The sequence below is a fragment of the Williamsia sp. D3 genome (assembly GCF_000506245.1).
In the GTDB taxonomy this organism is placed as follows: Bacteria; Actinomycetota; Actinomycetes; order Mycobacteriales; family Mycobacteriaceae; genus Williamsia; species Williamsia muralis.
In genome coordinates, this window is record NZ_AYTE01000021.1 from 1 (window position 1) to 26,684 (window position 26,684).

General features: G+C 62.7%; 31 protein-coding genes and 1 pseudogene. 16 read left to right on the plus strand and 16 right to left on the minus strand.

Translation table 11 applies throughout. From position 1 onward, the window contains the following. From W823_RS57275 to W823_RS59300, 6 genes are all read left to right on the plus strand, one after another. A partial coding sequence (locus W823_RS57275; RefSeq protein ID WP_023958754.1) for a universal stress protein occupies window positions 1-364 on the plus strand: 364 nt, incomplete at its 5' end. Window positions 365-778: 414 nt separating this feature from the next. Beyond that, window positions 779-1,285, plus strand: coding sequence for a nitroreductase/quinone reductase family protein (locus W823_RS44350; RefSeq protein WP_023958756.1), 507 nt, complete (start codon window positions 779-781; stop codon window positions 1,283-1,285). Between the two features lie 138 nt (window positions 1,286-1,423). After that, the gene (locus tag W823_RS44355; protein WP_235189554.1) at window positions 1,424-2,143 is read left to right on the plus strand and encodes a TetR/AcrR family transcriptional regulator; all 720 of its coding nucleotides are present in this window, start codon (window positions 1,424-1,426) and stop codon (window positions 2,141-2,143) included. 54 nt (window positions 2,144-2,197) lie between these two features. Further along, on the plus strand, window positions 2,198-2,956 hold the full coding sequence (locus W823_RS44360; protein WP_051406540.1) for an ABC transporter ATP-binding protein: 759 nt from the start codon (window positions 2,198-2,200) through the stop codon (window positions 2,954-2,956). Next, window positions 2,953-3,894: a hypothetical protein gene (locus tag W823_RS44365; RefSeq protein WP_023958762.1), complete on the plus strand. Its 942-nt coding sequence runs from the start codon at window positions 2,953-2,955 to the stop codon at window positions 3,892-3,894. Before W823_RS44360 ends, W823_RS44365 begins: the two co-directional genes overlap by 4 nt. A 267-nt stretch (window positions 3,895-4,161) precedes the next feature. Next, on the plus strand, window positions 4,162-4,422 hold the full coding sequence (locus W823_RS59300) for a hypothetical protein (protein WP_023958764.1): 261 nt from the start codon (window positions 4,162-4,164) through the stop codon (window positions 4,420-4,422). A 374-nt stretch (window positions 4,423-4,796) separates the two neighbouring features. Here W823_RS59300 and W823_RS44375 read toward each other — a convergent pair whose 3' ends face one another. After that, window positions 4,797-5,423, minus strand: a complete 627-nt coding sequence (locus tag W823_RS44375; RefSeq protein WP_081729774.1) for a TetR/AcrR family transcriptional regulator — start codon at window positions 5,421-5,423, stop codon at window positions 4,797-4,799. A gap of 90 nt (window positions 5,424-5,513) precedes the next feature. Beyond that, window positions 5,514-5,729 (minus strand): hypothetical protein, encoded by a 216-nt coding sequence (locus W823_RS44380; RefSeq protein ID WP_152538072.1) that lies wholly within the window; start codon window positions 5,727-5,729, stop codon window positions 5,514-5,516. A 468-nt stretch (window positions 5,730-6,197) separates the two neighbouring features. Between W823_RS44380 and W823_RS44385 the strand changes: the two genes are divergently transcribed. Next, window positions 6,198-6,440: a hypothetical protein gene (locus W823_RS44385; RefSeq protein ID WP_023958770.1), complete on the plus strand. Its 243-nt coding sequence runs from the start codon at window positions 6,198-6,200 to the stop codon at window positions 6,438-6,440. 976 nt (window positions 6,441-7,416) lie between these two features. Continuing rightward, entirely contained in the window at window positions 7,417-8,229 is an 813-nt protein-coding gene (locus W823_RS44390) for a YsnF/AvaK domain-containing protein (protein WP_031332444.1), read from the plus strand. Window positions 8,230-8,415: 186 nt separating this feature from the next. Here W823_RS44390 and W823_RS44395 read toward each other — a convergent pair whose 3' ends face one another. The 3 genes and pseudogenes from W823_RS44395 to W823_RS44405 form a co-directional block, all read right to left on the minus strand. Further along, entirely contained in the window at window positions 8,416-8,721 is a 306-nt protein-coding gene (locus W823_RS44395) for a hypothetical protein (RefSeq protein ID WP_023958776.1), read from the minus strand. A 191-nt stretch (window positions 8,722-8,912) separates the two neighbouring features. Next, window positions 8,913-9,200, minus strand: a pseudogene (locus W823_RS44400) (integrase core domain-containing protein); the annotation flags it as partial. Between the two features lie 491 nt (window positions 9,201-9,691). Continuing rightward, window positions 9,692-10,636 carry a LysR family transcriptional regulator gene (locus W823_RS44405; RefSeq protein WP_023958782.1) on the minus strand — a complete coding sequence of 315 codons (945 nt, stop codon included), beginning with the start codon at window positions 10,634-10,636 and terminating at the stop codon, window positions 9,692-9,694. Between the two features lie 470 nt (window positions 10,637-11,106). Here W823_RS44405 and W823_RS59305 point away from each other — a divergent pair, with 470 nt between their 5' ends. Beyond that, window positions 11,107-11,241 carry a hypothetical protein gene (locus tag W823_RS59305; RefSeq protein WP_023958784.1) on the plus strand — a complete coding sequence of 45 codons (135 nt, stop codon included), beginning with the start codon at window positions 11,107-11,109 and terminating at the stop codon, window positions 11,239-11,241. A 325-nt stretch (window positions 11,242-11,566) separates the two neighbouring features. Here W823_RS59305 and W823_RS44410 read toward each other — a convergent pair whose 3' ends face one another. From W823_RS44410 to W823_RS44420, 3 genes are all read right to left on the minus strand, one after another. Next, window positions 11,567-11,773, minus strand: a complete 207-nt coding sequence (locus tag W823_RS44410; RefSeq protein ID WP_023958788.1) for a hypothetical protein — start codon at window positions 11,771-11,773, stop codon at window positions 11,567-11,569. An 856-nt stretch (window positions 11,774-12,629) separates the two neighbouring features. Next, window positions 12,630-13,235, minus strand: coding sequence for a hypothetical protein (locus W823_RS56645; RefSeq protein WP_023958792.1), 606 nt, complete (start codon window positions 13,233-13,235; stop codon window positions 12,630-12,632). A 53-nt stretch (window positions 13,236-13,288) separates the two neighbouring features. Continuing rightward, complete coding sequence (locus W823_RS44420; RefSeq protein WP_023958794.1) at window positions 13,289-14,218, minus strand: endonuclease/exonuclease/phosphatase family protein; 930 nt, start codon at window positions 14,216-14,218, stop codon at window positions 13,289-13,291. Between the two features lie 877 nt (window positions 14,219-15,095). On the opposite strand from W823_RS44420, the gene W823_RS57785 reads away from it, so the two are divergent. From W823_RS57785 to W823_RS44430, 3 genes are read left to right on the plus strand one after another with little or no spacing between them, the layout of a single operon-like run. Continuing rightward, on the plus strand, window positions 15,096-15,389 hold the full coding sequence (locus tag W823_RS57785) for a hypothetical protein (RefSeq protein WP_152538073.1): 294 nt from the start codon (window positions 15,096-15,098) through the stop codon (window positions 15,387-15,389). Between the two features lie 41 nt (window positions 15,390-15,430). After that, a complete protein-coding gene (locus tag W823_RS44425; RefSeq protein ID WP_152538074.1) occupies window positions 15,431-16,336 on the plus strand; it encodes a hypothetical protein in 906 nt (301 codons plus the stop codon). Window positions 16,337-16,379: 43 nt separating this feature from the next. Continuing rightward, entirely contained in the window at window positions 16,380-17,006 is a 627-nt protein-coding gene (locus tag W823_RS44430; protein WP_152538075.1) for a hypothetical protein, read from the plus strand. A 1,094-nt stretch (window positions 17,007-18,100) separates the two neighbouring features. Here W823_RS44430 and W823_RS44440 read toward each other — a convergent pair. The 4 genes from W823_RS44440 to W823_RS44450 form a co-directional block, all read right to left on the minus strand. After that, window positions 18,101-18,523: a hypothetical protein gene (locus W823_RS44440; protein WP_023958803.1), complete on the minus strand. Its 423-nt coding sequence runs from the start codon at window positions 18,521-18,523 to the stop codon at window positions 18,101-18,103. A gap of 1 nt (window position 18,524) precedes the next feature. Beyond that, window positions 18,525-19,187: a cytidine deaminase gene (locus tag W823_RS58885; RefSeq protein WP_235189555.1), complete on the minus strand. Its 663-nt coding sequence runs from the start codon at window positions 19,185-19,187 to the stop codon at window positions 18,525-18,527. Window positions 19,188-19,308: 121 nt separating this feature from the next. Further along, window positions 19,309-19,506: a hypothetical protein gene (locus W823_RS44445; protein WP_023958807.1), complete on the minus strand. Its 198-nt coding sequence runs from the start codon at window positions 19,504-19,506 to the stop codon at window positions 19,309-19,311. A gap of 440 nt (window positions 19,507-19,946) precedes the next feature. Beyond that, a complete protein-coding gene (locus W823_RS44450) occupies window positions 19,947-20,153 on the minus strand; it encodes a hypothetical protein (RefSeq protein ID WP_023955847.1) in 207 nt (68 codons plus the stop codon). A gap of 290 nt (window positions 20,154-20,443) precedes the next feature. Here W823_RS44450 and W823_RS44455 point away from each other — a divergent pair, with 290 nt between their 5' ends. After that, window positions 20,444-21,376, plus strand: a complete 933-nt coding sequence (locus W823_RS44455; RefSeq protein WP_235189558.1) for an ATP-dependent DNA ligase — start codon at window positions 20,444-20,446, stop codon at window positions 21,374-21,376. Here W823_RS44455 and W823_RS58420 read toward each other — a convergent pair. Next, window positions 21,373-22,089, minus strand: coding sequence for a DUF6461 domain-containing protein (locus W823_RS58420; protein WP_023958809.1), 717 nt, complete (start codon window positions 22,087-22,089; stop codon window positions 21,373-21,375). The genes W823_RS44455 and W823_RS58420 overlap by 4 nt on opposite strands. Before the next feature lie 121 nt (window positions 22,090-22,210). Here W823_RS58420 and W823_RS59310 point away from each other — a divergent pair, with 121 nt between their 5' ends. Next, complete coding sequence (locus W823_RS59310) at window positions 22,211-22,342, plus strand: hypothetical protein (RefSeq protein WP_023958811.1); 132 nt, start codon at window positions 22,211-22,213, stop codon at window positions 22,340-22,342. Between the two features lie 380 nt (window positions 22,343-22,722). On the opposite strand, the gene W823_RS44465 is transcribed toward W823_RS59310, so the two are convergent. The 3 genes from W823_RS44465 to W823_RS59640 form a co-directional block, all read right to left on the minus strand. Continuing rightward, window positions 22,723-23,088 (minus strand): hypothetical protein, encoded by a 366-nt coding sequence (locus tag W823_RS44465; RefSeq protein WP_023958815.1) that lies wholly within the window; start codon window positions 23,086-23,088, stop codon window positions 22,723-22,725. A 30-nt stretch (window positions 23,089-23,118) separates the two neighbouring features. Then, entirely contained in the window at window positions 23,119-23,259 is a 141-nt protein-coding gene (locus W823_RS58425) for a hypothetical protein (protein WP_023958817.1), read from the minus strand. Between the two features lie 77 nt (window positions 23,260-23,336). Beyond that, window positions 23,337-24,038 carry a DUF2637 domain-containing protein gene (locus W823_RS59640; RefSeq protein WP_081729776.1) on the minus strand — a complete coding sequence of 234 codons (702 nt, stop codon included), beginning with the start codon at window positions 24,036-24,038 and terminating at the stop codon, window positions 23,337-23,339. A gap of 276 nt (window positions 24,039-24,314) precedes the next feature. Here W823_RS59640 and W823_RS44475 point away from each other — a divergent pair, with 276 nt between their 5' ends. Together W823_RS44475 and W823_RS44480 are read left to right on the plus strand one after the other, a co-directional pair. Beyond that, complete coding sequence (locus tag W823_RS44475; RefSeq protein WP_023958821.1) at window positions 24,315-25,532, plus strand: IS110 family transposase; 1,218 nt, start codon at window positions 24,315-24,317, stop codon at window positions 25,530-25,532. Between the two features lie 134 nt (window positions 25,533-25,666). Next, entirely contained in the window at window positions 25,667-26,683 is a 1,017-nt protein-coding gene (locus tag W823_RS44480) for an MBL fold metallo-hydrolase (RefSeq protein ID WP_023958823.1), read from the plus strand. The last annotated feature ends 1 nt before the right edge of the window (window position 26,684 follow it).

Below are 26,684 nucleotides of genomic sequence, written 5' to 3' on the forward strand. Positions count from 1 at the left end.
CAGCCGCGGCGCGGAGCTGGTGGCCGTGCATGCCTGGGCCGACGGCGATTTCGCGTTGGTCCATGCCAGCGAAAGTTTGCCGCCCTCGCAGTGGGCCACCCGCCGCAGCGACGCCGAACACGACGTCCACCGGGCCCTTGCAGCAGCGCGCCAGCGCTATCCCCAGGTGCCCGTGCGCATCGCGGTCGCCCGCGATCGCCCCGCCCACACCCTGCTCGAGCACGCCGCTACCGCACAACTCATTGTTGTCGGTAGCCACGGCCGCGGCGGATTCACCGGCATGCTCCTCGGCTCGACGAGCCGAAAAGTCCTGCACCTGGTCACCTGCCCCACCCTCATCGTCCCCAATAGACCCACTAGCTGAGCCACGACCACGCAGCACGGCAGCGAGGTCCGGCGCGCCACGCACGAAACGAGACCGGGGATTAGGGGCAGCTCAACTGCCGCAGACTCCTGTTGTGGGCGACGGTGCCCTGCCAGTCTCGGTGATGGTGCCGTTGACGGTAAGTCGGTCGACGAGGGCCGCATAGGTGCGCACGTGCGACTACGTCGCCAGTCCGCGAAACCCATTGGTATGAAATATATTTCGTGTTCCAATAATTCATACTACGCCGTCACAACCGACCATCTGCCGTTTACGGCCCTTCCGTTCACTCCGGGCGGTGCGTTGTGATACGCAGGAACAGTGGCTTGAGGTGCTCGATAGGATTGAGCGGCAACATGTTAGCCGCCTTCTTCGGTGGGCGGGCGTGAGAACCAGGGGTGTGGACGGGTGAGAATGGCTGCGGGAGTGCGCAGGGTGCACGATCGGCGCGATCAGGCGCTGCGCGCGATGTATACCGGGGCCCGAGGTAATTCAACTGCGCGGCGGTTCGCCGCGGTGTGGGCCTGGGCATTCGGTAAAGGTCTGGTGCCCGGTAGGCGGTGGGTGACTCTGGAAGTTCCTGGCCGCACCACGGGCAATCCCACCCGGTTCCCGGTGGGAATAGCCACCGTCGACGGCCGGGACTACCTGTGTTCGATGCTCGGCAACAACTGCAACTGGGTCCGCAACGTCCGCGCCCACGACGGGCGCGCCACAATCGAACGCCGCCAGCGACACCGCGTCCAGCTCATCGACATACCCGAACCGCTACGACCCCCACTGCTCAAGGCCTACCTGCAGCAGGTTCCCGGTGCGCGCCCACACATCCCGGTCCAGCACACCCAACCCGTCAGCGACTTCGCACCCATCGCCGCGGACTATCCCGTCTTCCGCATCGACGTTATCTCCGGCGACGCCTGACTGCGCACACGACTGGCCACGGTGGGGCCCGGCGGCGTCTGGATCGATCCCGTTGAGCGCAGCCCCCCGGAAGAACCGCCGCTCTTCCACGACCCGTTGAATGGTTGTTTAATATGCTGACTGTGCGTACAGTCTGGCGTGGTTGGACGACCGGGAGGTGAGGGGCTGGTGGTGGTGTCGGATCTGACGGCACGTGCCCGTATCCGTGATGCGGCGATCGATACTTTTGTGCGGGAGGGGTTTTCGGCTCCGCTCCGGGCGGTCGCGGACCGCGCTAGGGTGAGTGCGGGCTTGGTCATTCATCACTTCGGGAGCAAGGCGGGTCTGCGGGCCGCCTGCGATGAGCAGGTGCTCGCCCGCAGCCGTGGTCAGGCCGCCGAGGTGCTCAGCGGCGGGCAGGACACGGCCGCGGGCGGGGTGGGTGGTCTGGGGGATGCGATCGCCCAGACGCTGCAGTCCTTTGCGCAGGGAGGTCCGCTGCTGGTGTACATCACCCGCACGCTCACCGAAGGCGGGGCGGTGGCCCGATCGTTCCTCGAGCGTCTCATCGTCGATACCGAGGCCTCGATGCGGGCGGCGGTGACCGCCGGAGTGGTGCGGCCTTCACTCGACGAGCCGGCGCGGGCGCGGTATCTCGTTGCGTTGTCGTTAGGTGCGTTGACGGTCGATCTGGTGCTGCATCCACCGCCGGACCCGGCCGACGGTGGCGCAATCATTGCCGGCTATGCCAGCCGAATGATGGTGCCGGCCACCGAGTATGCCACGTACGGGTTGTTCACCGACACCACCGCACTCGACGCTGTCCTGGCCGGGCGCCCCGGCCCCGACGCCCCAACACCGCAGGAACCGACGCCATGACCAGGCGTCCTGGGCGCCGATCTGGTACGCGATGCGGTGGCTATTCATCGCCGCGTGGCCTATGTGCCCGGCGAGGTGGCCCTATGGCCCCGGCTCACCGGCGGCGAATGCATCGATCTGCTGCTGGGTATGCGCTCGGCCGGTGTGGACCCGCGCACACGGGCGGCGATGATCGAACGCTTCGACCTCGACCCGTCCCGCCGGATCTCGACCTACTCCAAAGGCAACCGCCAAAAGGTGGTCCTGGTCGCCGCGTTCGCCGCACCAGCAGACCTGATCATCCTCGACGAACCCACCTCCGGGCTCGATCCGGTGATGGAAAACGTCTTCGCCGACTGTGTTCGCGAGGCCGCCGACCGCGGAACCTCGGTGCTGCTGTCGAGCCACATCCTCAGCGAAGTGGACAAACTGTGCTCCACGGTGACCATCATCCGGGACGGGGCCACCGTCGAATCAGGCACCCTGGCCCAGCTCCGTCACGTCGGCGCAGTGCACGTCGACGCCGACATCACCGGCGAGGCCACCGTCTTGAGCACCACCGGAGGAATCAGCGACCTGACAGTCGGCCCCGGACCGATCCCCGGACGCCGCCGGGTCACCTTCGCCGCCGCCCGCGCTGACCTGCCGGGCATCATCGCAGCGCTCGCGCCCCTGGGGGTGGTGGACCTCACCGTGACACCCCCCTCCCTCGACGAGCTGTTCCTGCGCTACTACAACACCGCAGAACACCACTCCCAGCCCGACCCGCCGCACCGCCGCCCACCACTGCGCACAGCCTGGCGCCGCACGGACCGCCGAACGCAGCGCCGATGAGAACCCCCACGACCACCGCGGCGGCCCCCACCCCGCGTGCCCGCGGCGGTATCGGGCAAATATTCTGCGGAACCGGCCGCCTGCTGCATCTGACCGTGCGCACCGACACGATCGCCACCCCGATCGGGGTGCTTGTCCTGCCGGCGCTGCTACTCATCACCGCCGCATCGCTGGCCCCGCTCTACCCCGACGCGCCCTCACGGCACGCACTGGCCACCGGATCGGCCGCCAACCCGATCTTCCAGGTCCTGCTCGGGCCCCTGCGCGACACCTCGAGCACCGGGACCATCGCGCTGTGGCGCATCGGCATGTTCGCCCTGCTGATCTCGGCCATCCTCGCCGCAGCCACCATCACCCGAACACTACGCGGCCCCGAATCAGCCGGACGCACAGAACTTCTCCGCGCCGGCGCCGTGGGACCGGCAGCACCGGTCGCGGCCGCAACGATTACCGCCGCCACCGCAACGGCGGCGGCCAGCACCCTGACCGCCTTGGCCGCTGCCGCAGTCGGGGTCCCCACCATCGCAGCCGCCCTCCTCGGTGTCCAAGTCTCCGCCGCCGGCCTCGCCGGCATCGCCATCGCGGTCATCATCGACCAAATCGTCACCACAACCCGCACCGCCGTGGCCGCATCCTCAGCCATCCTGGTCGCGGCCTACATCATCCGCGGAATCGGGGACGCCGCCCCGTCGTGGTCCTGGCTGACCTGGACCTCCCCACTGGGATGGGCCGAACACACCGACCCGTTGGCCACCGGCTCCCTGGCACCGCCCGCCCTGTGCCTGGCGCTGTTCCTCAGCGCCGTGGCCGCAGCAACCATCATCGCCCGGCGCCGCGACCTGGGAGCTGGACTCATCGCGCCCCGGCCCGGGCCGCCCACCGCACGCTGGCCCATCACCGTCACCGCCCGCACCATGGGCCCAGCCCTGACGCCCTAGCTCACCGCCACCGTCGCCTACTGCCTTCTCGTTGGCGTCCTGACCCACTCTGTCCAAGCCCTCATCGGCCAATCACAGACCACCAACGACCTCATCCAACAACTCGGCGGTGCATCACCGCACGCGACCATCGATCTCGTTGCCGCACTCATCAATACCGTCCTCGGGTTCGCCGCGATCGCAGCCACCGCCGCCGCGATATCGGTCGTCTCACTACTGCGTACCGACGACCGAACCGGCCGCACTGACATCCTGCTCGCCACCGCCGTGACCCCACGAACCCGACTACTATCTGCCGCCCTCACCGCCGCCACCGCCGCCGCCCTGGTCCTCGCGCTCGCTGCGGCAGGTCTGTGGACAGGCGCCACCCTCGCCGGCACCCCCCTACCCGCCGGGCACCTCGTGATCACCGCCGCCGGACAACTACCACCGACCCTGACCGTTGCGGCCATCGCCGCCACCGCCTACAGCCTCACACCACACCTCATCGCCCTGGGCTGGACAGCCTGGCCATCGACCTACTCCTAGGCCCCCTCGCACCCCTCATCGCAGCACCACACTGGCTCACCACCATCGCACCCCGCGCCCACATCCCCGCCACCATCGACCAACCACCACCCCTCGCCCCCACCACCATCCTCCTACTCACCACCACCCTTCGCATCAGCACCGCAGCCCTGACCATCAACCGCCGAGACCCCACCTAGACTGCGTCCCCCCAAACACCACAACGCACAACCCGCCCACCCCAGCAGCTTGACGTGATCATTATTATCGGCTCGGTAAATATATTGGCGCACAGCTGCTTTGGCGGGATCACGACATATTGTGTGACAATGCCTTTCACCACAAGTGACGAAAGGCAAACGTCACGCGTCAAAGCCGGGGCGGGCGCAGGTTATTCACGAGCTGGCCTGCACTGATGTGGCCAGTCCGCCCCAGATGAGTTCGGTGAGGTGTTCGACCAACTCAGTTCGATCCACACCGCCAGTCGTCGACCCACCCCACTGGGCCGCTGCCCAGACCGCGCCGATCAGGGCGTGCGCCCATAGCGCTGCGGCCCGACCGTCATCACCGCGGGTCTCACTGAGCGCCTGCTGCAATGCGTCCTGTACCGGCATGGCGATCGAGGCGTCGCCGGCTCCGTTGAACACTCGCGGCGCCAACGCCGTCGCGAGATGCCGATGCTGCTCGACCCAACCAACAACGACCTCAACCACCAACTGGGTGCGCTCACGTCCACCATCGACGCCCGACAGCACCGCGGCGATCTCCTGAGAAAGACGGCGCGCATGCCGGTCGGCCACCGCCTCGAGCAGATCATCACGTCGATCGAAGACCGCATACAACGCCGAACGGGCATATCCCAGGCGCTCACCGACTGCGCTCAGCGCGAAATCACACCCATGCTCCGCGATTTCAAGCTCAGCGGCATCGACGACAGCTTCGCGCCGAACCACCCGATCCACCCTGGGCCCAGGCGGCCGCCCACGTTTGCGTCCGGTCACCCCGATCGCCACTGGCACCATTGCCCCGTCACCTCACCCCTCGAACTACACATCAACCGATCCGCCTCGACCTCGGTCTCGACAACTGATCGGGTGACTGCCCGAATACTTCTACGCGCCACCGATGATCAGCGAGTAGCAGCCTACGATTGAGAACAAGCCAAGGGAGGACAGCAGTTGATACAGCTCATAGAGCCCAATGATTGTTCCGATCGATCCCACAGCGAAATCCCCGATCTGTGTGGTGCGTAAGTCTGTCACCGCGCGCAACACCAACTGTATTTCACGACCCTCACGGCCGCCCTCGATGTGCCACTCCTCACCCAACGCATGCACTGTGACGTAACAGCACTACCGACACGGCCTCGTCGTGCCACCATCCACACTTCATCAGTGGGGCAGTTGCTGTCGGCCCGGTTATGTCGGGCATCGCAGGCAGGTCTCGAAAGCGGGCTCGCGGTGAACTTGTCGGAGTATCCGCTGTGCCACAGTGACCAGTCATCCAGTAGGGAGACTTGCGATTTGGTTAGTCCGGAGAAAGGCTATGACTCCGCCTGTGGACTACGGTACGCCCGGTTTCGGTGAAGTTGGTCGCAGATTGGTAGCCGTTAATGTCCGTTCGTTAACAACGGATTAGCGATGCATCTGCCGCCTAAGTCTCGCGTGAGGTTGACTACACGTGCCAGCGAATCGAGTTGAGCTGGTGGACACTTGAGGACATGCGCTGCGCAGGATCAGTATGACGAGTTGCTTCAGTGGTGCATTCGGACTGCCGCCCGTCTGGATAGGACCTCGGTGAAGAACCCGGCGACGTGGCTGCCTGCCACTGTTCGCTACCTCGAGAACACACACGCGGTCGGCGGTGACCTCACCGGCCCGCTCCGGCAGATAGAGACCACCGATCAACTACTCGCCGCCGCCGCAGATGAAGACCTGATCGAGGCCGCACCACACGTGCGTCACTACCAAGCGGTGCGCGAGAGCATTCTCCGCGACCTCGCAGCCTGGCAAGCCCAGCACCCCCGATCAGGCGATTAATGGGTAGCCCGGTATTTGCCTAAGCGTTGCGGGGTGGGGTGCGCGGGTGTGATGCCACTGATACGGCCGCGGGGCTGCCTGCTGGCCCAGGTGAGACAGCGTTGACGCGCCGGCCAGTTCTGACAGTGTTTCGACGCCTCAGCTAGACGGAGCGGCTCGGGCCGAGTCTCACTGGCCCACCGCTCCTTGTCGTGCGCTCCGGGGCCCCTCGTGCACAGCGCCCCGGCAAGGTTTTCCGATCCGGTGAGAATTGCCGCCAGCAGCGCGATCGGGCCGACCTCAAGACGCTGAGTTGCCACTGTGCCACTCCCCCTTTCCCGCCGCTTTGATATCGCGTCGTCTCTGACGATTGTGCCTGCAACACCTACGGATTCAGCGCGACCGACACGGGGACAAATCGGTAGGGGTAAGTAGGCGCGGGCCGGTGCTTCCCGGACGCTTCACGCCCCACCGGGCCCATGACCCTGGCCGGGGGGTTAGAGTGCGTCGGTGCCGGCCGTTCCTGCGCGGACCCGGGTCACGGCGTCAATCGCCAGGACCCAGAGGATGCGTCACCGATGCGACCGGTTCGTGCAGTCGCCACGATCGTCGGCACCACAGCCTCTACCTGATGTCGCGGACGAGGACTTATCTGCAGCTTGGAACGACATCAATGCAGAGTTCGGCGCCGCGAAGAACCTCGGTGTAGCCGCGTTGACGCCCGTACCCGCTCACAGCGGGTCACCACCATTGCCCTCACTCCACAAGTCGTCGACCTCGGTTTTGACTGGGCCCAGCACGACTGGCCGACTCACAGCCACCACCGACTTCCCGGACACCTCCACACTGTTGGTGCGTAGCCCGCCCGTGCCAGGTATGTGCGGGCCACCCTTTCTTTCGCGTGTTTCCGCTGTCCTCGTGGCGGGCACCCGGTGAGTGAGCGAATGTGTTGTAGCACTCGGCGCTATCTCAAATACTAGGTACATGGAGGAACATCATGAGCATCACTACTGAGCAAGTGAGCACTCTGACCAGCTCCGGCGGCAATGTGGTATCGACCAGCGGGGCGAAGATCGGCAGTATCGGCCAGATCTATCTCGACAACACCACCGACGAGCCGACGTGGGTGACGGTCAAAACCGGGCTGTTTGGCACCTCCGAATCGTTTGTCCCACTGGCCAATGCGAGCGTTCGGGGCGATGACGTGGTGGTGGACTACGACAAAGACGTCATCACAGATGCTCCGCGGGTTGATCCCGATGGTTCCCTGGCCCCGCAGGAAGAAGACCGGCTCTACGAGTACTACGGCCTGGGCACCGGCACTGCCGGCACCGAGACCACAGGCCAGAGCGGTACGTCGGGCACGACCGGGCAGGACGGCAAGAACGAAAAGGGCGGTACGACGGGGAAGGGTTATTCTGGCACGTCTGGGCCGGGCACCGATGCTGCGATGACGATATCTGAGGAACAGGTACGGGTCGGTACGGAGCAGAAGGAGACCGGGCGGGCCCGGCTGCGTAAATATGTGGTGACCGAGAACGTGACTAAGACTGTTCCGGTGAGCCGGGAAGAGGTGCGGATCGAGCGGGAACCGATCACCGAGGACAACCGTGACGCCGCCTACGACGGCCCGGCAATCAGCGAAGACGAACATGAGGTCGTTCTGCACAGCGAGGAACCCGTCGTCGACAAAACCGTCGAGCCCGTTGAACGGGTGCGCCTGGGCACCGAGACCGTCACCGACGAGACCACGGTGTCGGAGGACGTGCGCAAAGAACGCGTCGACCTCGACGACGACACCACCCACTAACGCCGCACTCCACACAAGATAAAGCCCCGGGCCGACCGCCGATCCCCTCACGCAGGGGCGGCGGTCGTCACGCGAGGAGAGCCGGTGGCGGCCGCGTCGACGCGGGCGGCGGTTTCGACGAGTCCGACGCTGGCGAGGGTGGTGAATGCGCTGATGAGTACAGGACCGTCAGGAGTGCTTCGTCGGTCACTTCTTTGCCTCGTCTGAGTGGCGGCGTGCGCCGCGTAGGACTGGTGGTGGTACTTGGCGGTCGGCCATGTGCCACGCGCGTCGGCAGACAAAGAGGATTGGTGTTGCGGACAGCAATGTTGCACCGCAGATTAGTAGTTCGAGGATCATGCTGTCTGCTCTCGTCGGGTTGCGTCTGGGGGATGTCAGGGTGCAGGTCAGCCATCCGATCATGTTGGTGATCGTCACGGCGGCGAGGACGCCGAGCAGTATGTAGCCGGTGGCGCCGAGGCCGTTGTTGAGGGTGGCGGCGATGAACTGCATCAGCAGTCCGACGACTAAAAGGCTGACGGTGACGACAGTTCCGTTTCGGAATGCGTACCGGCGTTCGAGTCCTATGAAGCTGGGTCCGAGCAGGCCTATTCCGGCGGTGGTGATGCCCAGTAGCGACCCGACAAACAGGCATGCGCAGTGGACGAAGGGGACTGCTGCACGGTTAGGTGACAGTTACGGTGTCATGCCGCAGTTGCGACATCCATGATGCTGGCTTCGTATTCGATGGGCGTCAACCGACCGAGACGGGCCTGTCGACGGCGGTGATAGGTCCGTTCGATCCATCTGATGATCGCGATCCGCAGTTGTTCGCGGGTGTCCCAACGACGGCGGTCGAGCACCTTGCGTTGCAGCAGAGCGAAGAAGCTCTCCATCGCCGCATTGTCACCACAGGCCCCGACTTTCCCCATCGAGCCGACCAAACCGTGCATGTTCAGGGCGTGCACGAACTTTCGTGACCGGAACTGGGACAGAATCGTCCAATCCGACGATGGAGCGATCTGCTTGGCTTGATCGTTCTCGCTGGGGTCAGTCCAGTTCTCGAATCGGTGACCTCACATCCGTCGGCGTGGAACTGGATCACCGCGGCCCTGTGGGTAGTCGCAGTCATCTGGTACGCATATTCCGCAGTGACAACCTGGCGAACCCGGCACGCACCACCCAAGGTCCACCTGCCACCCACCGACGTTCCCGCCCAGGAGGTGCAAAGGATCGTTCATAACGTCCCCGACCGAATCCCGGCAGTAAAGGCACTGCGCGAGTCCCATCCCGGCCAAACTTTTAAAGACGCCGTCGATTTCATCGATGCCGCCCGCGACACCATGCGCCCCGGAGCAGGACCCCGCGTCGGAGACTCACCAACCCACTAGTCCGTGCTGACGACTGCGCACTCACTTTGCTGTCGAGATCCCTGGGTCAGCCCGGGGATCTGCATAGGCGCTCGTCCCATATCCCGCGAGAACTAGGGCGTCGATGGAGCGAGTGGCGATTTTGCTGGCCGACTGTGGGTAGTGGTGTCGTCCATGCAGTCGATGAAGGCATTGACAGCCGGGTTCGTGATCGAGGAGCACCACACAAGGTAGAGGTCGACAGTCGGGATCGGGTCGATCAGTTTGACCGCGACGGGTGCGGCTGGGCCAGCTGCCATGCCTGTTGCGGCTGCTGCGCGGGAGATCGAGGTGAACCCTACGTACGGTTTCATCGACACCAAATGACCTGTGCCGCCGGGGTCGTCGCTGATGTGAGCGACGGTCAGCGACACCCCTGCTGCGGCCGCGGCGGAGAAGATGGCGTCGTACATCGCAGGGCATTGCTCCCGGCCGAAAAGCACGCACCGCTCGGTGGCCAGTTCGGTCCACCGCACGCTCGAGCGGCCGGCGAATGGATGGGTGCGGCCTACGATCGCCACGATCGGCACCCGGGCCAGCACCCGGCGCGCTGCTAGTCCGGGCAGGTGGGGGTGGCCGTAGACCAGGGCGATATCGAGTGAGCCGTCCTGCACACCGGCTAGTTGTGGGCCGGTGCGTTGCTCACACAGCGACACCGCCAGGTGGGGGTGGCGTTGGGTGAGCCGGTGCAACACCGCCGGCAGCACCTCGGCGCTGGCCGGGAAGTTGTAGCCGATGGTCAACGTACCGGCGTGTCCGGCGGCGGTCGACTGGACGATGTCGACGGCTTTGTCCATCTGAGCCAGTACCACACGGGCGTGGGCGGCGAACTGGACTCCCGAGGGCGTCAAGCGCACCTCATGGGAGGTGCGTTCCACCAGAGTGACGTCCAGCGATTTTTCCAGTTTTTGCAGTTGTGCACTGAGTGAGGGCTGCGACAGCTGTAGCCGCGCCGCTGCCCGCCCGAAATGGAGCTCCTCGGCGAGAGTGATGAACGATTGCAGATGCCGAAAATCCATGAAGGCCCCTGACCGTGGATTGCCCACAACGCTACCGCGGCCGCGTGACCAGAACTGAAACAACCGATGGCCTGCCGGTGCTGGAGGACACGTTCGGCGTCGGACTACTGGTGGGGAGTGACTCTACGCAGCCCGCCCGGCCTGAACTTTCACCTACCCGGCGGGAGCGATGAACCAAACATGCCAGTCCGGACGGTGGCCGCCAGGGACGAATCCCAGAACGTTGTCGTGGTCCGGTAGGCGGTTCAGCCGGGGTGAAGGTGAATGGACTGTGAACCGTGCCTGAATTCGGCGGAGTCGCTCGGGAAACTAGGGCCAACACTGGCCCGCCCCCTGGGCAAACGGGACGTATGCCGCTGCGGCCCAGGAACATACGCGCGGACATGCTCGGCACGCTGGGCGGGCGCGTTGGGTGTGGATCGGTCACACTAGTGTCTGGCGCGTATCGGCCTGGCCGGTGCGCTCCACCCGTGTGCAGTCGACCGTCGGCTGCAGACATCGACACGAAAGGCTTCACCATGACCTCGACGTTCGAACTCGCGTTGCTCGACATCTTCCAGTTCCTGATCGACAACTCCGAAGCTTTTACCGGCCTCCTCGGCTAGCAGCAACTTCATCCCTGCACGCTCTACAGCCACCGTCGCCAGAGACCGTACACGGATAGCGTGATGCCCCGCGTCCCCGTAGGCGCGGGGCATTACCCATCGAACTACAACGCCTCACAGCTCAAGAAAGGCTTCACCCTATGTCGACGTACACAACACTAGACGCCGCGATCGATACCTTCCTCAACACCACCCCGTGGGCCATGGACGTCCTGCGGTTCGTCCTCGCCGGCCTACCCTGACGCTGACACCCAGCGAGCTCGGGTCGAGCCGAGCCGTCCGGAGCCATGGTGGGCGCTCGGCCCACGCCGAAAACGATCGCCGTTCATGAGAAGGCTCGTGGGAACCGATCTCGGAGCGCTCTGATCTGCCGGTGCACGTCGTAGAGTTCTTGGCGTTTGGCGTGCTGCACCGACGGCGGCAACGCGACCCGGCCGGATAGTTCGGCCTCGATCTGATCGACCCAGCGGTCGAGTTCCCCGGCCAACAAGCGTGCCTGGGCTTCGCTGGAACTAACCGGCTGCGGTGACATCCTGACCGCCTCCAGACCGAGCGGCGTGCAGCCGGTTCTCGCATACCGCAGCGACTGCAGCGCGCACATCTGCGGGCAGCCCAGTAGCACCGTCTGAGACAAGCACGAGTAGCCGCTGAAAATACGCTGCTTCGGTCAGTCCGAACTCGAGAAAGATATCTTCGCCAGAACCGCCCCCGTACCGGTACCACGCCATGGCAAAGGTCAGCAGCCGACCACGATCATCCGGCTCGGACACTGATGTCATACTTCAATTATCCACCGGCAACTGAGTTCTGGCGACGCCGCCATCCAAGGCGAACAACACGCCAACAGCATGTGAACGTCTGGCAAACGCAAGACAGCGCGGTGGCAACTACTTCGCATCGGCCATTAGATTGGCTCCCATGATCTCGAGAGGGGCAGTATGAACTCATAGGTCTCACCCACATACCCGTACGGCTCAAGCATGAGCACAGCACCCTCTACCTGAACCAGGCCCGCAGCCTCACCCCGCTCACCGCGAACAGACGTCGCACCAGCGCTCAGATTCTCGAGCCGGTCAAATCACATCGCTCGATGTCGACCACGTTCGCCATTTCGAGCACCAGCAAATCGACCTCAGCTGGTACTACAACCGAAATGCAGCTCCCACCGGACAACCAGTCACTCTTCGTCTACTCGTACGCGCGCCAATCCGGCTGGGCCATGCCGGGAGTTTAGCGCGGTGACCCGCCAAAACGCCTAGACCACGGATTCGGACGTACTATAAATTATCGGCGTAATTAGTTGTGGTGCAACGCATTTCGTCACCAGTGACGAAATGTACCTTGTCGTCGGGCGCGATGGTACCGACGATCATGCACAGGATGATGGCCTACGGGCTGGTTCGGCGTCGTCGTCGAACGATCGTGACGGTCCACCACAGCGTTGCGAGAACAACGACACTCGCCAGCGCCATCAGGGGCACCGGCACCGCGGCCGTTGCCCGTGTCCACCACGTGATTTCTTTGGTCGGGGCTGAGATCTCGGGCGGATGGGGTGGGCCGAGCACTTGTTCGAGTTGTCCTCGTATGTCGGACACCCAGTTGGGGCTTGGTTTGTGGCACAGACCGGTTTCGAAGGCGCGGCCGATTCCTTGTCCATCGGTCACGAACAACAGGTAGTCCTGCCCCACCTCGAAAGTCACGCCGCACGAAGAACTCTCCGAGACCGCCCCCACGGTGGTGACCGGGCCGATATCACCCTTAAAGACCTCGGTCACGGCGAACTGGTAGATGGCCTCCGAACCGGCCGACACCTTGTCGGTGGCCCTGCCCACGAACACCCCCGCCGACCGCGCAACAGCCTGGTCCACCGTGAAATCGACACAGCTACACGCACACGCCGGGCCCGCCGCACCCACCGACACGACCATCGCCACCAGGAACCCACACACGGCGAGAACGACCAGCCGCGGAATCGACGACACGAACCGGGTCACGTGGATGAGCCGAGGCTACGCGGATGCACAGTTCATCTCCCGGGTCTGCCCGTTTACGACGTGATCGCCATGACCGGTCGGTGATCAGACCCAGGGGTATTACGTCGTTCGGCGGGGTTATCGGTGATCGACGGGGTCACGCCAGCATGGTCGGTGGTCACCGCACCGTCGGCAATCTGATCGACCAGTGCATGGCTGACCAGGATGTGGTCGATCAGTTCACGGCGGCCGCGGTAGATGCGCGAGAACCGTTGATCCCCGGGGATGCGAGCGGCAAGGTTCCACAACCGTTGACGATCGCCACTATCAGGTTGGGCGTACCCACCGGTGCCGATCTCAGATCCGGGCGGCCCAGCCAGCAGCTGGGTGGTCGCAGCATCGACCGTGTCATTGAGATCACCCAACACCACCAACGGTGCATCACCATCGGCGGCGAGAATCGTCGTGGCGGCCGCGCGGACCGTCGCCGCCTCCGCCGCCCGCCGGAACAACGCGTAGGCAGCGAACCGGGCCCGCTCATCCTCATCACGAGGACTGAACCGGCCGCCCGGAAAGGTCAACAGTTTCGACTTGAGGTGGCAGGTCAGCACATGCACACCGTGGACCACCGCGTGCAACGCCGGCCGGCCCATCGCCGTCTCCCCCACCCCGGTGTCATCCACCTGAACCGGACGCAACCCCTCGAGGAACGGACCCACCTGATACACCTGCGACAACGGGGTACGAGCTGCTATCGCCACCCTGATCCCGCGCCCGTCCGGATCAGCAGTCTCCACATGCCACCGACCGCCGACCCGCCCCAGCACGTCGTCGAGGGCCTCGGGGTCACCGACCTCCTGCAGAGCAAGAACATCCGGGCCCATCGCAGAGATAGTCGCAGCCAAAGCATCGGCCTTGGCAGCGAACTCAGCCGCAGTGTCCGGACCCGCGTCACCATCGGGTGTAAACGGGTTTTCCACATTCCACGTCGCGATCGACACCATAAACCCCACCCTCCCAGAACACCAGCGGCCCAGTCGTGAACCTAGGTGACATCCAGAATGCAAATCCGTTAACACCCGCCACCGAAGACCCATCATGAGCACCCAAGTTTGATGCCATTGTTAACTTTCTAACTTCTAACTTTCTAACTTTCTAACTTTCTAACTTTCTAACTTTCTAAGAAGTGTTGAGCGAAAGCATTGAGAATGGATAAGATCTAGATCACATCTCGATTTCTTTTGAGGCCCTTGAGGCGTCGATTAACTTGTAGGCCATAAGCGATTTCGGCGGCGGCCCATGAGTCCAACCCCTTAGTGGCCTCGAGTCGCAACCGCACACTGACGAACAGCGATGGCGATGTTCTCCCCTGAATTCCACAAACAACATTAAAGCTAACAAATATGAAGAGGAGTCCACGCAATGTCTCTAAAGTCAATGGCACGTTCCTTTTTGGTGGCCGGCGCGGCAGCCGCAGCGGTCGCCACAGCGGTCGCTCCGCCCGCAAGCGCAGCGTCATTGAATGGGTGGGTCGGACCGACACCGATCATCGGCGGTAACTCGTACCTTCATTATTCGACAATTAGCAATACTCCACTTTTTGCCTCCACGAGGATATACACCTCATTCGGGTTCGCGGTGCCTGCGTACACGATGGGTGTGCGGTCGCGGTTGTTCAAAAGCGGTGCACTTTGTGTAATCAATCCCGTCAAATACAACGCGACGCCCACAGGTTCGTTGACCGATCCGACCAGCGGCGATTGTGGGCCCGGGTGGTACAACAGCCACGGGTTCGTCCTGGTCGACGACGGGACGAACTACCAGGAGTTCGTGACCTTCCCTACAGATCCTCTGGAATGGGGAGCAGCCCCAGCACCAGCGATGGCAAGTCAGGAGATTCAACGCAACTCCCGCGGCGAGACCTTCGGCTCCGCGGAATCCATCACCAACGATGACGAGCTTCCCGACCTAGTTTTGAGCATCGGAACCAACGGTCGTACCGGCTACATCCGCTCGGCCGATATTCCGGCCACCCCCACGACAAAGGCGCAGGCCGAGACGTTGCCGGAGACGACTGCGGCTGACGGGCAGCGCGTGCGCGGCCCGGCCGCAAAGACAGTGCCCGTCTTCGAAGCTGATGGCACGACAGTCGTCGGCCAGTTCCAAATCGGATAGGGACTACACCAATGTCATCGCCAAGTCTGCGGACGCCGATAATGCGTACCGTCCTCGCCGCCGTAGCAGTTGTGATAGCTGCTGGTTTCGCCATCCCAGGGCAAGTCGGTGCTCAACCATCAGCCCCCCCTGGCAACGGCAACGCGGCAGTCGCTGGATCAGAGTGCGAGCGCGCTCTTCAGACGATTGCAGCATCAGACACCGTGGAGGTGGCGAGCAACCAGGAGGCATACTTCACATGCTCCTCGGGCAGTATCGTGATCGACGTCAAAGACACCACCACAAAGACCTCTGATCAGGTGATACTCGGTAACACGGAAACGTTGCAGACTCGATCGATAACCGGGCTAGAGCCAGCTCAACTCGACCGTGCAGACACTGAACTGGGCTTAGACGACTCCGGAATGCAGTCGCGCGCCGGCGTCCCGAGCAACACATGCATGGTAGGCCCGGCACCTACCACGTACGTAAACAGCGACTGGCTTGCCCACGGAAACGTGGACATCTGCTACGGCAGATTTATCGTGCGCGGCGGGGTCCCTGTCGAAATCGTGTGGTCCGACATGCTGACGTACATCATGAGGCAGAATCTCTTCGGCACGAGAACCATCCAGGAGTTTTCGCTCACGAATATCTCGACAAACCAAGCCTACGAGATCGGCGCCGAGGTCCAGTGGAACCAGCGTGAGAGCCAGTTCGGTTCTGATCCTTGGATCAGTGGGCCGGACACCGTGGAGATGCTGCCCTTTGATGTAGGCCACCTTCAATCCACGGAGTATTATCCGTCTCATTCGGAGGGGACCTACCACCTCACGAACGACTACACAACGATCCACATCCTCGAAGGACCAAGCCTAGGAGCGGTACTTCAGTCGCACCCCAACTTGAGAATGCCCGACTTTGAATGCCCGGCGCTAGGGAGCGAACCGTACCAGTGCAGCTTCTAGTCTCATCAGAGACAGAACACGGAGACCCCTTGACGTGACGTCAGTGACGTTGCAAGACACCTTGGAAGCGATCAGCCTTCTACTCAACACCGATTCATGTTCACGCGTGTCTGGGACGGCGGTATACCGCATGTGGGGAAAGCGTGAACTCCATGAGTTGACAGGCCCGCCGAAGAACATCCAAACCGTTGAGTTCGTTGTCGACCACGAACTTGGCACGTGGTCTGAAACTGTTGCCGGCCGCAGAGAGGGCCGTCGCTACTCCAAAGACACAGGGCAAGAATATCTCGACGGTGCTGGCAACCTGATCGACGATCAACCCCAGATTTCTAACTGGCCGTTACTCATCAAGATGTTGAATCCCACCAAGTTCGACATTTGGGGACGGCCTGGAGACTCGTGGCGGATGACAGGGGCCGAGTCCACCGAACACGGCTACTTGCTGCATTTCGGCCGCGATACGTCTCCGGCAACGGCCGAGTTGTTTATCGATGCTGCCCACTTCTCGCTTCCCATTCGCTGGAGCGAGATCCACCCACTCGGACCTAGCAGCGCAGGAAAAAGGGAGATAGAAATTACCGCCATACACGTTCCAGACACATGGAAGCGAAGAATGGGCATAGACATGTCAGAGCAGGGCGAGGATGGGGCCTTCGTCGCGGGGCAGTAAGGCAGCGCCACCGAACACGGAGCTTGGCAGCTCTTCCTGGTATGAGAATAGAGCGGGGAATGAAGCGCTACTCACTGCTCCTCCTCCCCCGCCCCGGGTTCTTCGGAGGAGGATTTCAACCACTGACACAATGCCTGAGTAACCGCCACTTGAACCAGCAATCCCCGCTCGGCTGCTTGCATCTTGACCGCCTTAATTAACCTCGGATCCAATCGGGTCGCGAAGGCCTTCATAGCAACCATGAGCTCGCCCCTCCTTTGGAGGAGAACATCGGGCGACGATCCGAGCCAGAACAACCACCGCTCGACACCGGCGCCAAAGCACACCCCCGATCATTCTTGCGCGCACCCCTCAGCGCACACCTCTAGATGACCAAACCAACCCTGCAGTAGCGCTCTTTAGTGAGCGTAACGTGCATGCCCTGCCAGCGCCCCAAACCGGACACAGTATCCGAGCAAAATCAATTCCTACCACCAACGTTGTCTTCAATATTCATTCGTTCAGTGGACATCGCGCCAGGCGGCTAGGCCTGCTTTCACGAGGCGCGCCTAGGACACCTACGGCAACGTGCAGCAATGGCTGATGTGGTGTCGGCGCACGCGAACCAACCGCATACCCACCGCCCTACCGAGACCTAGCACTGGGGACACCGCTGGATTTGTTCGGTGCGGAGGCCGATCGACGTTGCCGCGGCCACGACCCCTGCAATACCTGCTCGGCACAGACATCCTCGTCGCACACATCCTGGAACCAGGGACCACTCGACGCCTTTGGGTTCCGCCCGGACACTGGGAACCGCTGGTCGGATGCAGCCCACTCGACGGACCAGGCTGGTCAACCATCCACTGCACACTCGACCAATACCCGGCCTGGCGCACACCAGGCCAAACAATCAACCCCTAACCGCAGGTCGCCAAGCAACGAGACATAATCATTGTTATCGGCGTGATCAATTGCGGCACAGCACGTTTCGTCACCAGTGACGAAAGGCAGCGCACATCTCACGGGAGTACTGACCGCGTGGGATCACGTAGAGTGCGGGCGCATGGAGCATCGATCCCGTAAGGGTCGGCGGCCGTTAATGGCTGGTTGGGTCACTGTTTGCCGGTGAATGTTCTCGATGCCGACAGGACGGCTGCCTTGATCCATATGTTGGCGTCAAGCCCGCCTTGGCGCTCGAGGAGTCGGGCACAGAGTTCATGCATGGGCTCGAGCATGCTGAGTTGTTCGTTGATCGCGGCGTGCATCTCGCGTGGACTCAACGTTGCTGAGGCAGGGCAGTGTCTCTCGACCAGAGCGATGCTTGGGGCTAGCATTTCCGGCGTGACGCTCCTCTGAACCGTTTCGTCGTACTCGGCCGCAAGTGAGAGGTGGTCGGGTAGTTCCATCAGCATGATGATTGCCAAAGGGGTGTTCGCGATGGCAAGCGCAAGGTGATCGTCGTTCACACGTTCCAGTGTGCACCTACACGCCACAAAGAAGAGATGGTCCCAGCGTGAATTGGCATTGTTGTCCACGTCATTTCCATCGGTGCGGCAACAACTCCGACAGTGGAACCTCCGTCTCGTCATTGACCAGCACCAGGGTGTGGCGGTTGATCGGGTCGAGCTGGGCTATGAACTCCCGGCACCTGCCGCACGGAGCCAAGACAGTACCTTCCTGCCCTACCGCCACCATCCGCGCGATCGCGCTGTGTCCCGCCGTCAGCATCGCTGCAGCAGCACTGTGCTCGGCACAGAAGCCCGTGGAGGACGCGGTGTCTATGCAGACACCGACGAACACCTCACCGTTGGTGGTCTCGACGGCCGCACCGACCGTTCCGCACGTTGCCGACTCAGAGAGCTGACGCGGAGAAATTACCGATTTCGCAGCAGCGACCAAGTGATCCGGTGGAGAGGTCGGGGTCCCCTTCTCTCCTGCCCGTTCCCTTTGGCGCGGCAGTGCATCGGCGAGTGCCAGGTCCTCCCCTTTGGGCACCCGGTCGGCAGCCGAAGTGGTCAGTCTTTTTGATCGATTGGGACCTTCCACCAGCTCCGGGTGGTCTAGTGCAATCGCTAAGAGATCGGAAATGAACTGACTCGTGTTTCTATACCCCGCGTTCTCTGCAACCTTCTTCACACCAAGTTGTTTCGGTGGCCGGACAGTAACGTGATCGCGATCGCCCTTGCTGCGTTGTGGCACTACCTGAAACCTTTCATCGCCGCGCGAGTTGTACTAGACCTGCCGTCGTGCCCAGCACTGATTCGAGGCCAGGGCAGCCCGTGTTCCTCGGGTGGCGTGGCGGCCGGCCTGGGGTTCTTCTTTAGGTAAGTAGCTCGACCAGGACGACAACGCCGAGCAGCAGACCAACCACCGATGCCATGATGAGGACCATCGCCAGGTTGGCCCCGATAAACGAGACTCGTCGACCGCGACCACCGGGTTCGGTCGGCCGTAGGAGCGGCGCAGGATCGGCGGCATCGCCAGCAGCGGCGTCCTCCGGCCGGTTCGTGGTGCTCATCGATTACCTGATGCAATCTTGCGCCGCCGAAGTGGATTTCGCATATTCGCCCCCGAATACTTTTTAGATGTCGCAGGTCATTGTATGCAGTCAGTCTGGGGGGTGCCGATTCGCTCCGTGAGGCGAGCGCATTGGCGGTCACAAGCCGCGGGGGTGAATTGCTGGTGGCTCGACCGATTCGGCGGCGTAGACGACTTCCCAGCACGTGCGGCAGGTCCAGGACCGGCAGGGTGGCCGGTGGAGGTTGTCCCAGCCCACCAGCACCTTGTACGGGCCTAAGGGGTGCCCGTTCGGGCAGCTGCGGGGTGGGTTGCGGTCGGTGTACATGTGGCTCCTTCGTCGAGCCTTCTTCCTCCGCACTCGCGAGCGTACGGACACCCCCGGACACACGAAAAAGCCGCGACCCATGCACGGGTCGCGGCTTTCGACGTTGTGGACTGCTAGTCGGCGAGTTTGGCGACTGCCTGGGCCCACAGGAAGTACTTGTTGGTGCCCAGATCGCGCACGGTCTTGATGTTGAACGCGTCCTTGAGGTGCTGGGCATCGCCCGGGCTCACACCCTGCAGTGCCTCGACGGGGGCGTCAGCGAGCTCACTGATCGGCTTTTCCTCGTATGCCTTGTCGAACTTGTCGGCAATTCCACCCATGAAAATGACCTCCTGTGCTCGGCTCGGTGTACCGGGTTCGGCACACCGCCACCATCGTAGGAGCGTTCGACGACCAGACCGCCGTCATCAACCCCTGGATTCGCACCCCTATGGCGTCGTGCCCAGCACTGATTCGAGGGCAAGGCACCCAGCGTGTTTGCGGGTGTCGCGCCAGCACCTGTACTTGTCATTGCGCACTTCCCCGTCGACGACATCGTGGCCAGACCGCTGTACGTGTGATGTCCCTGCCGGCGGGGCATCCTGAACGGGTGCCGCCTGTTCCGGATCCGATGCTCGCCACCCTGGGCGAAGCCCCGTCTGGGGAGGGGTGGGCGTTCGAATTCAAGTGGGACGGAGCTCGCGCTGTTATCGAAAGTGGTTCTGCGAGAACGTATGTGTGGAGTCGGCACCGAAACAACTTTTCCTCACACTTCCCCGAGATCGTTGCTAGTGTGCCCGCGGCGTTGGGCGGCCGGCAGGCGATCCTCGACGGCGAGATCGTCGTACTCGATGCGGCCGGGCGTCCCTCGTTCAGCCGGTTGCAGCGACGGCTGCGGATTCCGAAACCCAGCCCGCAGGTGCTTCGGGCGATGCCGGCGACGTTCTATGCCTTCGACATCCTGGCCCTGGACGGCCAGGACACCACTTCCCTGACCTATGTCGAGCGCCGCGCCCTTCTCGACGGGCTGGCGCTGTCGGACACGTCGGTGCAAGCCCCTCCGTACTGGACCGATGTTGACGGGCAGGTGATGCTCGACATCGCCCGCGAGCACGGCCTGGAAGGCATTGTCGCCAAAACGCCTTACCTCGACCTACCACGTTGGTCGTCGCTCCCCCGCCTGGTTAAAAAAACGCCGCTACGGAAAGCGACATCAGTGGTGGTGTGCGGCTGGGATCCCGGCCCGCGCGGTGGGCTCCGGGCACTAGTGCTCGGAGCCCACAACCCGGCCGGCGACCTGTGTTACATCGGACATGTGGGTACCGGGTTCAGCGCCAAAGACCGGCGCATTCTGCGTGTGCAGCTCGAGGCAATCGAGCAACCAACCCCACCATTCACCCAACCGCTCGCGGCTGAAGCCGGCGGCTCGTCGATGCGGTGGGTCAGCGCCGTCTACGTCGGCGACATCGAGTACCGCGAGTTCACCGACCACCTGCGCCATCCCAGCTGGAAAGGACTGCGCGACATACCCGCATCCACAGTCGAGTGGCCCGGCGACCACTAAGGGAGGTTGTGGCCCTGCCTTCGGGCCCAATCCAGGATCCCCTGAGTCTGCTCGTCCGCTGCCGACCGTTGGGGCTGGCGGTCGGCGGCCGCGGGAGTGCTCGGGTTGTTGACGACCTCGACGAGCGTGAAGGTGGCAGCGCGCAACAGCTGGGGGGTCAGGCGCAGACCAGTCAGCTTGTCGCAGAGAGCGAACGTCGCCTCTTGGTGGTGGAACTCGGTGATCTTGACTGACTCGTCGGGTTCGAGTTCGAACCCGCCGATCTGACGCATGATCGGCACAAGCTCATCGGGTGTCGATCCGTTCCGCTCGGCGGCGAACAGGGTTTCAAACCACGTGCGGCTCTCACCGTCGACGTACCGAAAGAAATATGAGTTTTCGCTGCCGTGGTGGACAACGATTTCTCGGCCGGCCGAAAGTGGTTGCATCAGTTCGGGCCTCGCGCCGATGAAGCCGTTGTTTTCGTACATGATGACCCAGTCGCCGTGCTGGATGAGGCCCACCAAGAGATTGCTCGAACCGATCTCCTCCCACGACTCCAATGACCGCGACAGGAGCGTGGTGAGGTCGCACTGGTCGGGGTGCCCGACTGTAGGCAGAGCGTCGATCACCTCGGGCACCGTCGCGTTGCGGATGAACGTCACGCAGAATGCGTTGTTCAGCTCCGGCACCTTCTTGGTCCACGCGTAGTCCCGGTACGTCACATCGCCCATGGCAACCACCCTAGACAGGTCAGACCCATCGTCGAGGGCGAACAAAGTGTCGGCGCAGACCGATGCTTCCCAGGCTTTTCACACCCCATCGGCCCGCGCCCACTGAGATAGTATCGAACCTATGTTCGACATGCGAGGGATGGCCCCCACCGTGCGGGTCTTCACTCCCCCGCGGCCCGTCATGGTCGACATGATTGCAGGGTTGGGCTGGGCATTTCCGATGGTGGGCGCCCGACCGGTCACCCTGGCTTAGCGCGCATACGGGCTCAGGATCGAGCACTACCAGGCTGGCGAGCAGCTGGCGTGGGCGTTGTCGTCTCGCGGGGTGTGGATGGGTGTGGTGCGGGTCGACATCGCCAGCACCAATGCCGCTGTCACGGTGGCGTCATGCCTGTGGGTACCGGCCGAGGCAATCACCCTTCGCTGGGTGGGTACTCCGAACGAATGATGAAAGTACGCGTGCGTCTAGACCGCGACTCCCGGACGTGGTCGTGGAAATCGTTGCCGTCCGGCGACGATGGCGCATTGCACTCCCTACCAGTTTCGCAACTGCACAGGAAGCGATCTCCGACGCTCAGAAATGGTTCGGCCCCTGGGCTGACGGTGATCGTGTGACGGGCAGTGGTTGCTCTGTCAGACAGCGCTATTGGCAACGAGCGTTCCAATGACGAACCCGATGAGTGACTCCGGGGCTACTTCGCCATGAGGGGCATAGAATTGAGCACCGGCGGTTCGAAGTGCAACGAACCCCGTCCGCCCGTTTTCGTATCCCAACTCGACCGTGACTAGATTCGCAATGTTCAGCGACACAACATTTTTCCGTGTTGTTGACTCAACTGACAGCTCTTTGGACGTAGCCCAGGCCGTGATCGCTTCCTCGAGCTGGTCCAGACCGTCGTTGTAGTCGCGCCCAGCATGGGCACGCTGCTGCTCAGCGGCAGCCAAGGCCTTGGCAGCGGCCGCCACTTCCCCATCTAGATCGTTCAGTCTCGCCGCCATCGTTCCTCTCCTCGAATCGACTGTCCTCGATCATTGCTGTTCGGCCGTCTGTTGATCCGGACTTCTCAGGATGATGACGTCGTCGCTGTTGGTGTAGCGGTAGCCGTAGCGGCCGTCTGGCAGTAGCACGAGCCCTGGTTGGCCTTCGTCTGGTTCAGGTGGGTACGCCATCGAACGATGTTCTCATTCCCCGCTGACAGCTCGTCCTGGGCTGCTATGCCATGGCTGGTTGCCGTGCCGGTTCTTGTTCAGCCCCGTCGATGTCCTCGCGGTGTTCTCCCCAAGCATCCAGGATGCGGCTGACGGTGCCGTGGTGAACGTTCACCTTTTGGCGAGCGCTCGCCGAGTCTGGTGGGGCTGAGAGTGGTTGAGCCACAGGATGTGCGCAATGGTGGACGGTTCGGTGGTCGCATTGGTGACTTCACGGAGTCGGCGGGCTGGCTCGACGAAGTCACCAACGGTTCGAGCGTCCGCCGGGTCGCCGTGGTTGGTCTGGGCGATCTCCTGCCCTTCGGTCGCGAGGTGGTCGCCGGCCTCCTGGACGCTCGGCGCAGCATGTTCGGGCCGAAGCCGGAGGAGCAGAACAAGACCGTGGGTCGACAGGAGCAGGAACGCCGGCGGGTCGTGCCGCCAATGACGGCGACCATCGGATCCAGGCGCGCGGTGTCGGAGATGTACGCGTGCAGGGCGTTGCCGGCGATGCTGATGGCGGCCGCGGTAGTCAGGAGGAACCAAAAGAACTGTCGCGATCGGCGGGATTCGTCGCCGGCGGCGGCGACCAGCGAGATAGTCGCTTGCAAGATGGTGCCGTCGACGATGACAGGTGCGATCCAGGACAGCTCTCGCTGTGGCCAGATTTCGGTTGCGATGTCCCACAACGCTGAAAAGCTCAAGATGAAGCTGCCCAGTGCAAGCAACGCCGTTACGGCGATGGCGGTGACAACCGCCATTTGCTGCACAGTCGAGCGCTTAGTATCGGTATTCACGGTCACAGGTCCTTAACGTATTTTCGTCCGGTAGTTTGCTGGACGCCCAGGCTGGGCGGGTATGGCTTGTCACAGGTTGCCTACCGCGTTGGGTGAGGCTTGATTGGAGTGGCCGCCCGCCCAGCCCGGACTTTCCGGGCCGCACTATTGAGACCTGCGAAATCGTCGCTGTTTAAGGATCTGCGGGTGGATCGTCTCGGGCTGACCTGACCTGTACCCAACCGTGCTGGAGGCGAGTGAATGGGCAAAATCTTCGTAGGTGTTGATGTCGGCAAAGAGGTGCATTGGGCCTGTTGCCTCGACAGTGCGGGCGAGATCCTCTTGTCCCGCAGGGTCTTCAACGACGAGGCCGACCTTCGGGCTTTGATTGCGGAGACCGAGGCACTGGGAGCGAGTGAGATCGCCTGGACAGTGGATCTGATCGCTGTAGAAGCATCGCTGCTGCTGGCAGTGCTCCATGGTGCCGACCATAAGGTCCGGTACCTGCCGGGCAGTGCTGTCCACCGGGCATCCGCGGGGTACCGGGGTGAGGGCAAAACGGATGCCAGGGATGCGCGGGTGATCGCTGATCAGTCGCGAATGCGGAGCGACCTTATTCAATTGGAGTCCGATGACACATTGGTTCGCGAGATGCGCATCCTCATCACTCGGCGCGCCGATGTCGTGGCCGACCGGATACGGACCATTAATCAACTCCGCCAGCAACTGACGTCGGTGTGCCCGGCGTTGGAACGTGCGGCGAAGGTCGCTGACCATCACGGGTGGCTGATCCTGCTGCGCCGCTACCAGGACCCCAAGACCATTCGGCGTGCTGGAGTATCGCGGTTGACGACGATGCTCACCAACGCGGGGCTACGAGCCGCGACTGCGCAGAAAATAGCTACCACCGCGGTGGACGCAGCCAAATCCCAGACTGTGAAGCTGCCCGCAGCCGACTTGGCCGCAGAGCTGGTCGCCGAATTGGCCCAGGAGGTTTCACGACTCGACGCTCTCCTTGCTGAGCTTGACGCGAAGATCGATACCCGTTTTCGTCAGCATCGGCTCGCTCATATCGTGATCAGTCTGCCGGGCATGGGGCCTCGACTGGGTGCCGAGTTCCTGGCCGCGATCGGGAACATCGACTCGTTCGCCTCCGCGAACCAGTTGGCCTCCTACGCGGGCCTGGCTCCGGTCTCTCATGACTCGGGGAAAACCGTGGGACGACACCGCCGCCCGCACCGATACAACCGGCAATTACGGCGGGTGATGTACCTGTCCGCCCTCAACAGCATCAGGTACTGCCCAGAGTCAAAGACCTACTTCGAGAAGAAGAAGTCCGAAGGAAAACGCGGCACCACCGCCGTCATGGCTCTGGCTCGCCGCCGCACCAACGTTCTGTGGGCCCTCATTCGCGACGGCCGAGACTGGACTCCCCGACCTCAGCTTTCCGCGCCCCATACGGCGACCGCAGCCGCCTAGTGCTTGGCGACGCGGACTCATTTCGGCGGTTTGCGCGAACTTCGGGAATGGACTAATACCGAGTGTCTTGATGAACGCCGTCGGTGTCGGTACCACCGCCTAGACTTGCTGAAACCAAGGACCGGGGAGGCACATTGATCGAGATCGATTTCCTGTGGGTCGGTGAGGAAACTAAGACGGGCGATGCAATTGGGTGCCACTTCACCCATCCGCAGACCGGCGAGAACGTTGTGGTGCTGATCGACGGTGGTTTCGTCGAGACCGGTGACCGGATCGTCGACCATGTCCAGAGCTACTACAACACCTCGACTGTTGATCTGGTCATTTGTACGCACCCCGACGACGACCACATCAAGGGCCTTTTCACGGTGCTCGAAAAGTTGGATGTACGTCGTTTGCTCATCCACCGACCGAGCCAGTACGGGTTCGTTGGCGACGAGTACAAGTCGCCGCTAGTCGAGGATCTGGTGGCGACCGCTATGGCGAACAATACCGCTGTCGATTCGGGTTTCGCCGGGACCAGCTACTTTGGCGGCGCGCTGACGATCGCTGGCCCAACGGAGACCGACTACACAGCATTCCTCAGCGATCATGCCGTATGGGACTCCACTGCCAACCAGGTTGCGCGAGCGCTGTTTGAGAAGGCGGGTACGGTCAAGCGCGCTCTCCGCAGTCTCTTCTATGACCCTGGGGAGACTCTTACAGACGACAACGGTGGCACGTCCCCCCGCAACAACACGAGCATCATCTGCAACCTCGCCGTAGATGGTTATCGCGTCTTGTTTACCGGTGACGCCGGAGCACCTGCGTTGACCGCTGCTGCTGACTATCTAGACAGCGCAGCCCTGAGCGGCAAAGACATCGATCTGTTCGATGTTCCGCACCACGGTTCGCGTCACAACCTCACCAAGGACCTCTGCGACCGACTACTTGGCCCGGTTGTGGGGGAAGTCCACAAGGGCGGCGCGTACGTCACTGTGGGAAAGAAGGCCAAGGACCACCCTCGACCTGAGGTCGCCAACGCCCTCAAGCGGCGCGGCTACCCCGTCTTCGAGGTACGCGGACAAATTGTGTGCTGGCAGCAGAACGCACCCGACCGTCTCGGTTGGGGGCCAGCGACCTCGCTGAACTGGTTGGACGAGTCGGACTGAC

Bases quoted from the DNA above. Each gene is read 5' to 3' on its own strand.
- W823_RS44375 (WP_081729774.1), bottom strand. From the start codon at position 5,423: ATGGTGCCAGTGGCGATCGGGGTGACCGGACGCAAACGTGGGCGGCCG.
- W823_RS58420 (WP_023958809.1), bottom strand. From the start codon at position 22,089: ATGGGCGATGTGACGTACCGGGACTACGCGTGGACCAAGAAGGTGCCG.
- W823_RS59640 (WP_081729776.1), bottom strand. From the start codon at position 24,038: ATGGCGGTTGTCACCGCCATCGCCGTAACGGCGTTGCTTGCACTGGGC.
- W823_RS58425 (WP_023958817.1), bottom strand. From the start codon at position 23,259: ATGGCGTACCCACCTGAACCAGACGAAGGCCAACCAGGGCTCGTGCTA.
- W823_RS44445 (WP_023958807.1), bottom strand. From the start codon at position 19,506: ATGAGCACCACGAACCGGCCGGAGGACGCCGCTGCTGGCGATGCCGCC.
- W823_RS44350 (WP_023958756.1), top strand. From the start codon at position 779: ATGGCTGCGGGAGTGCGCAGGGTGCACGATCGGCGCGATCAGGCGCTG.
- W823_RS44410 (WP_023958788.1), bottom strand. From the start codon at position 11,773: ATGTCACCGCAGCCGGTTAGTTCCAGCGAAGCCCAGGCACGCTTGTTG.
- W823_RS44365 (WP_023958762.1), top strand. From the start codon at position 2,953: ATGAGAACCCCCACGACCACCGCGGCGGCCCCCACCCCGCGTGCCCGC.
- W823_RS57785 (WP_152538073.1), top strand. From the start codon at position 15,096: ATGGCAAGTCAGGAGATTCAACGCAACTCCCGCGGCGAGACCTTCGGC.
- W823_RS44405 (WP_023958782.1), bottom strand. From the start codon at position 10,636: ATGGATTTTCGGCATCTGCAATCGTTCATCACTCTCGCCGAGGAGCTC.
- W823_RS44475 (WP_023958821.1), top strand. From the start codon at position 24,315: ATGGGCAAAATCTTCGTAGGTGTTGATGTCGGCAAAGAGGTGCATTGG.
- W823_RS44390 (WP_031332444.1), top strand. From the start codon at position 7,417: ATGAGCATCACTACTGAGCAAGTGAGCACTCTGACCAGCTCCGGCGGC.
- W823_RS59310 (WP_023958811.1), top strand. From the start codon at position 22,211: ATGTTCGACATGCGAGGGATGGCCCCCACCGTGCGGGTCTTCACTCCC.
- W823_RS44395 (WP_023958776.1), bottom strand. From the start codon at position 8,721: ATGCAGTTCATCGCCGCCACCCTCAACAACGGCCTCGGCGCCACCGGC.
- W823_RS44420 (WP_023958794.1), bottom strand. From the start codon at position 14,218: ATGGTGTCGATCGCGACGTGGAATGTGGAAAACCCGTTTACACCCGAT.
- W823_RS44455 (WP_235189558.1), top strand. From the start codon at position 20,444: ATGCTCGCCACCCTGGGCGAAGCCCCGTCTGGGGAGGGGTGGGCGTTC.
- W823_RS44450 (WP_023955847.1), bottom strand. From the start codon at position 20,153: ATGGGTGGAATTGCCGACAAGTTCGACAAGGCATACGAGGAAAAGCCG.
- W823_RS44465 (WP_023958815.1), bottom strand. From the start codon at position 23,088: ATGGCGGCGAGACTGAACGATCTAGATGGGGAAGTGGCGGCCGCTGCC.
- W823_RS44425 (WP_152538074.1), top strand. From the start codon at position 15,431: ATGCGTACCGTCCTCGCCGCCGTAGCAGTTGTGATAGCTGCTGGTTTC.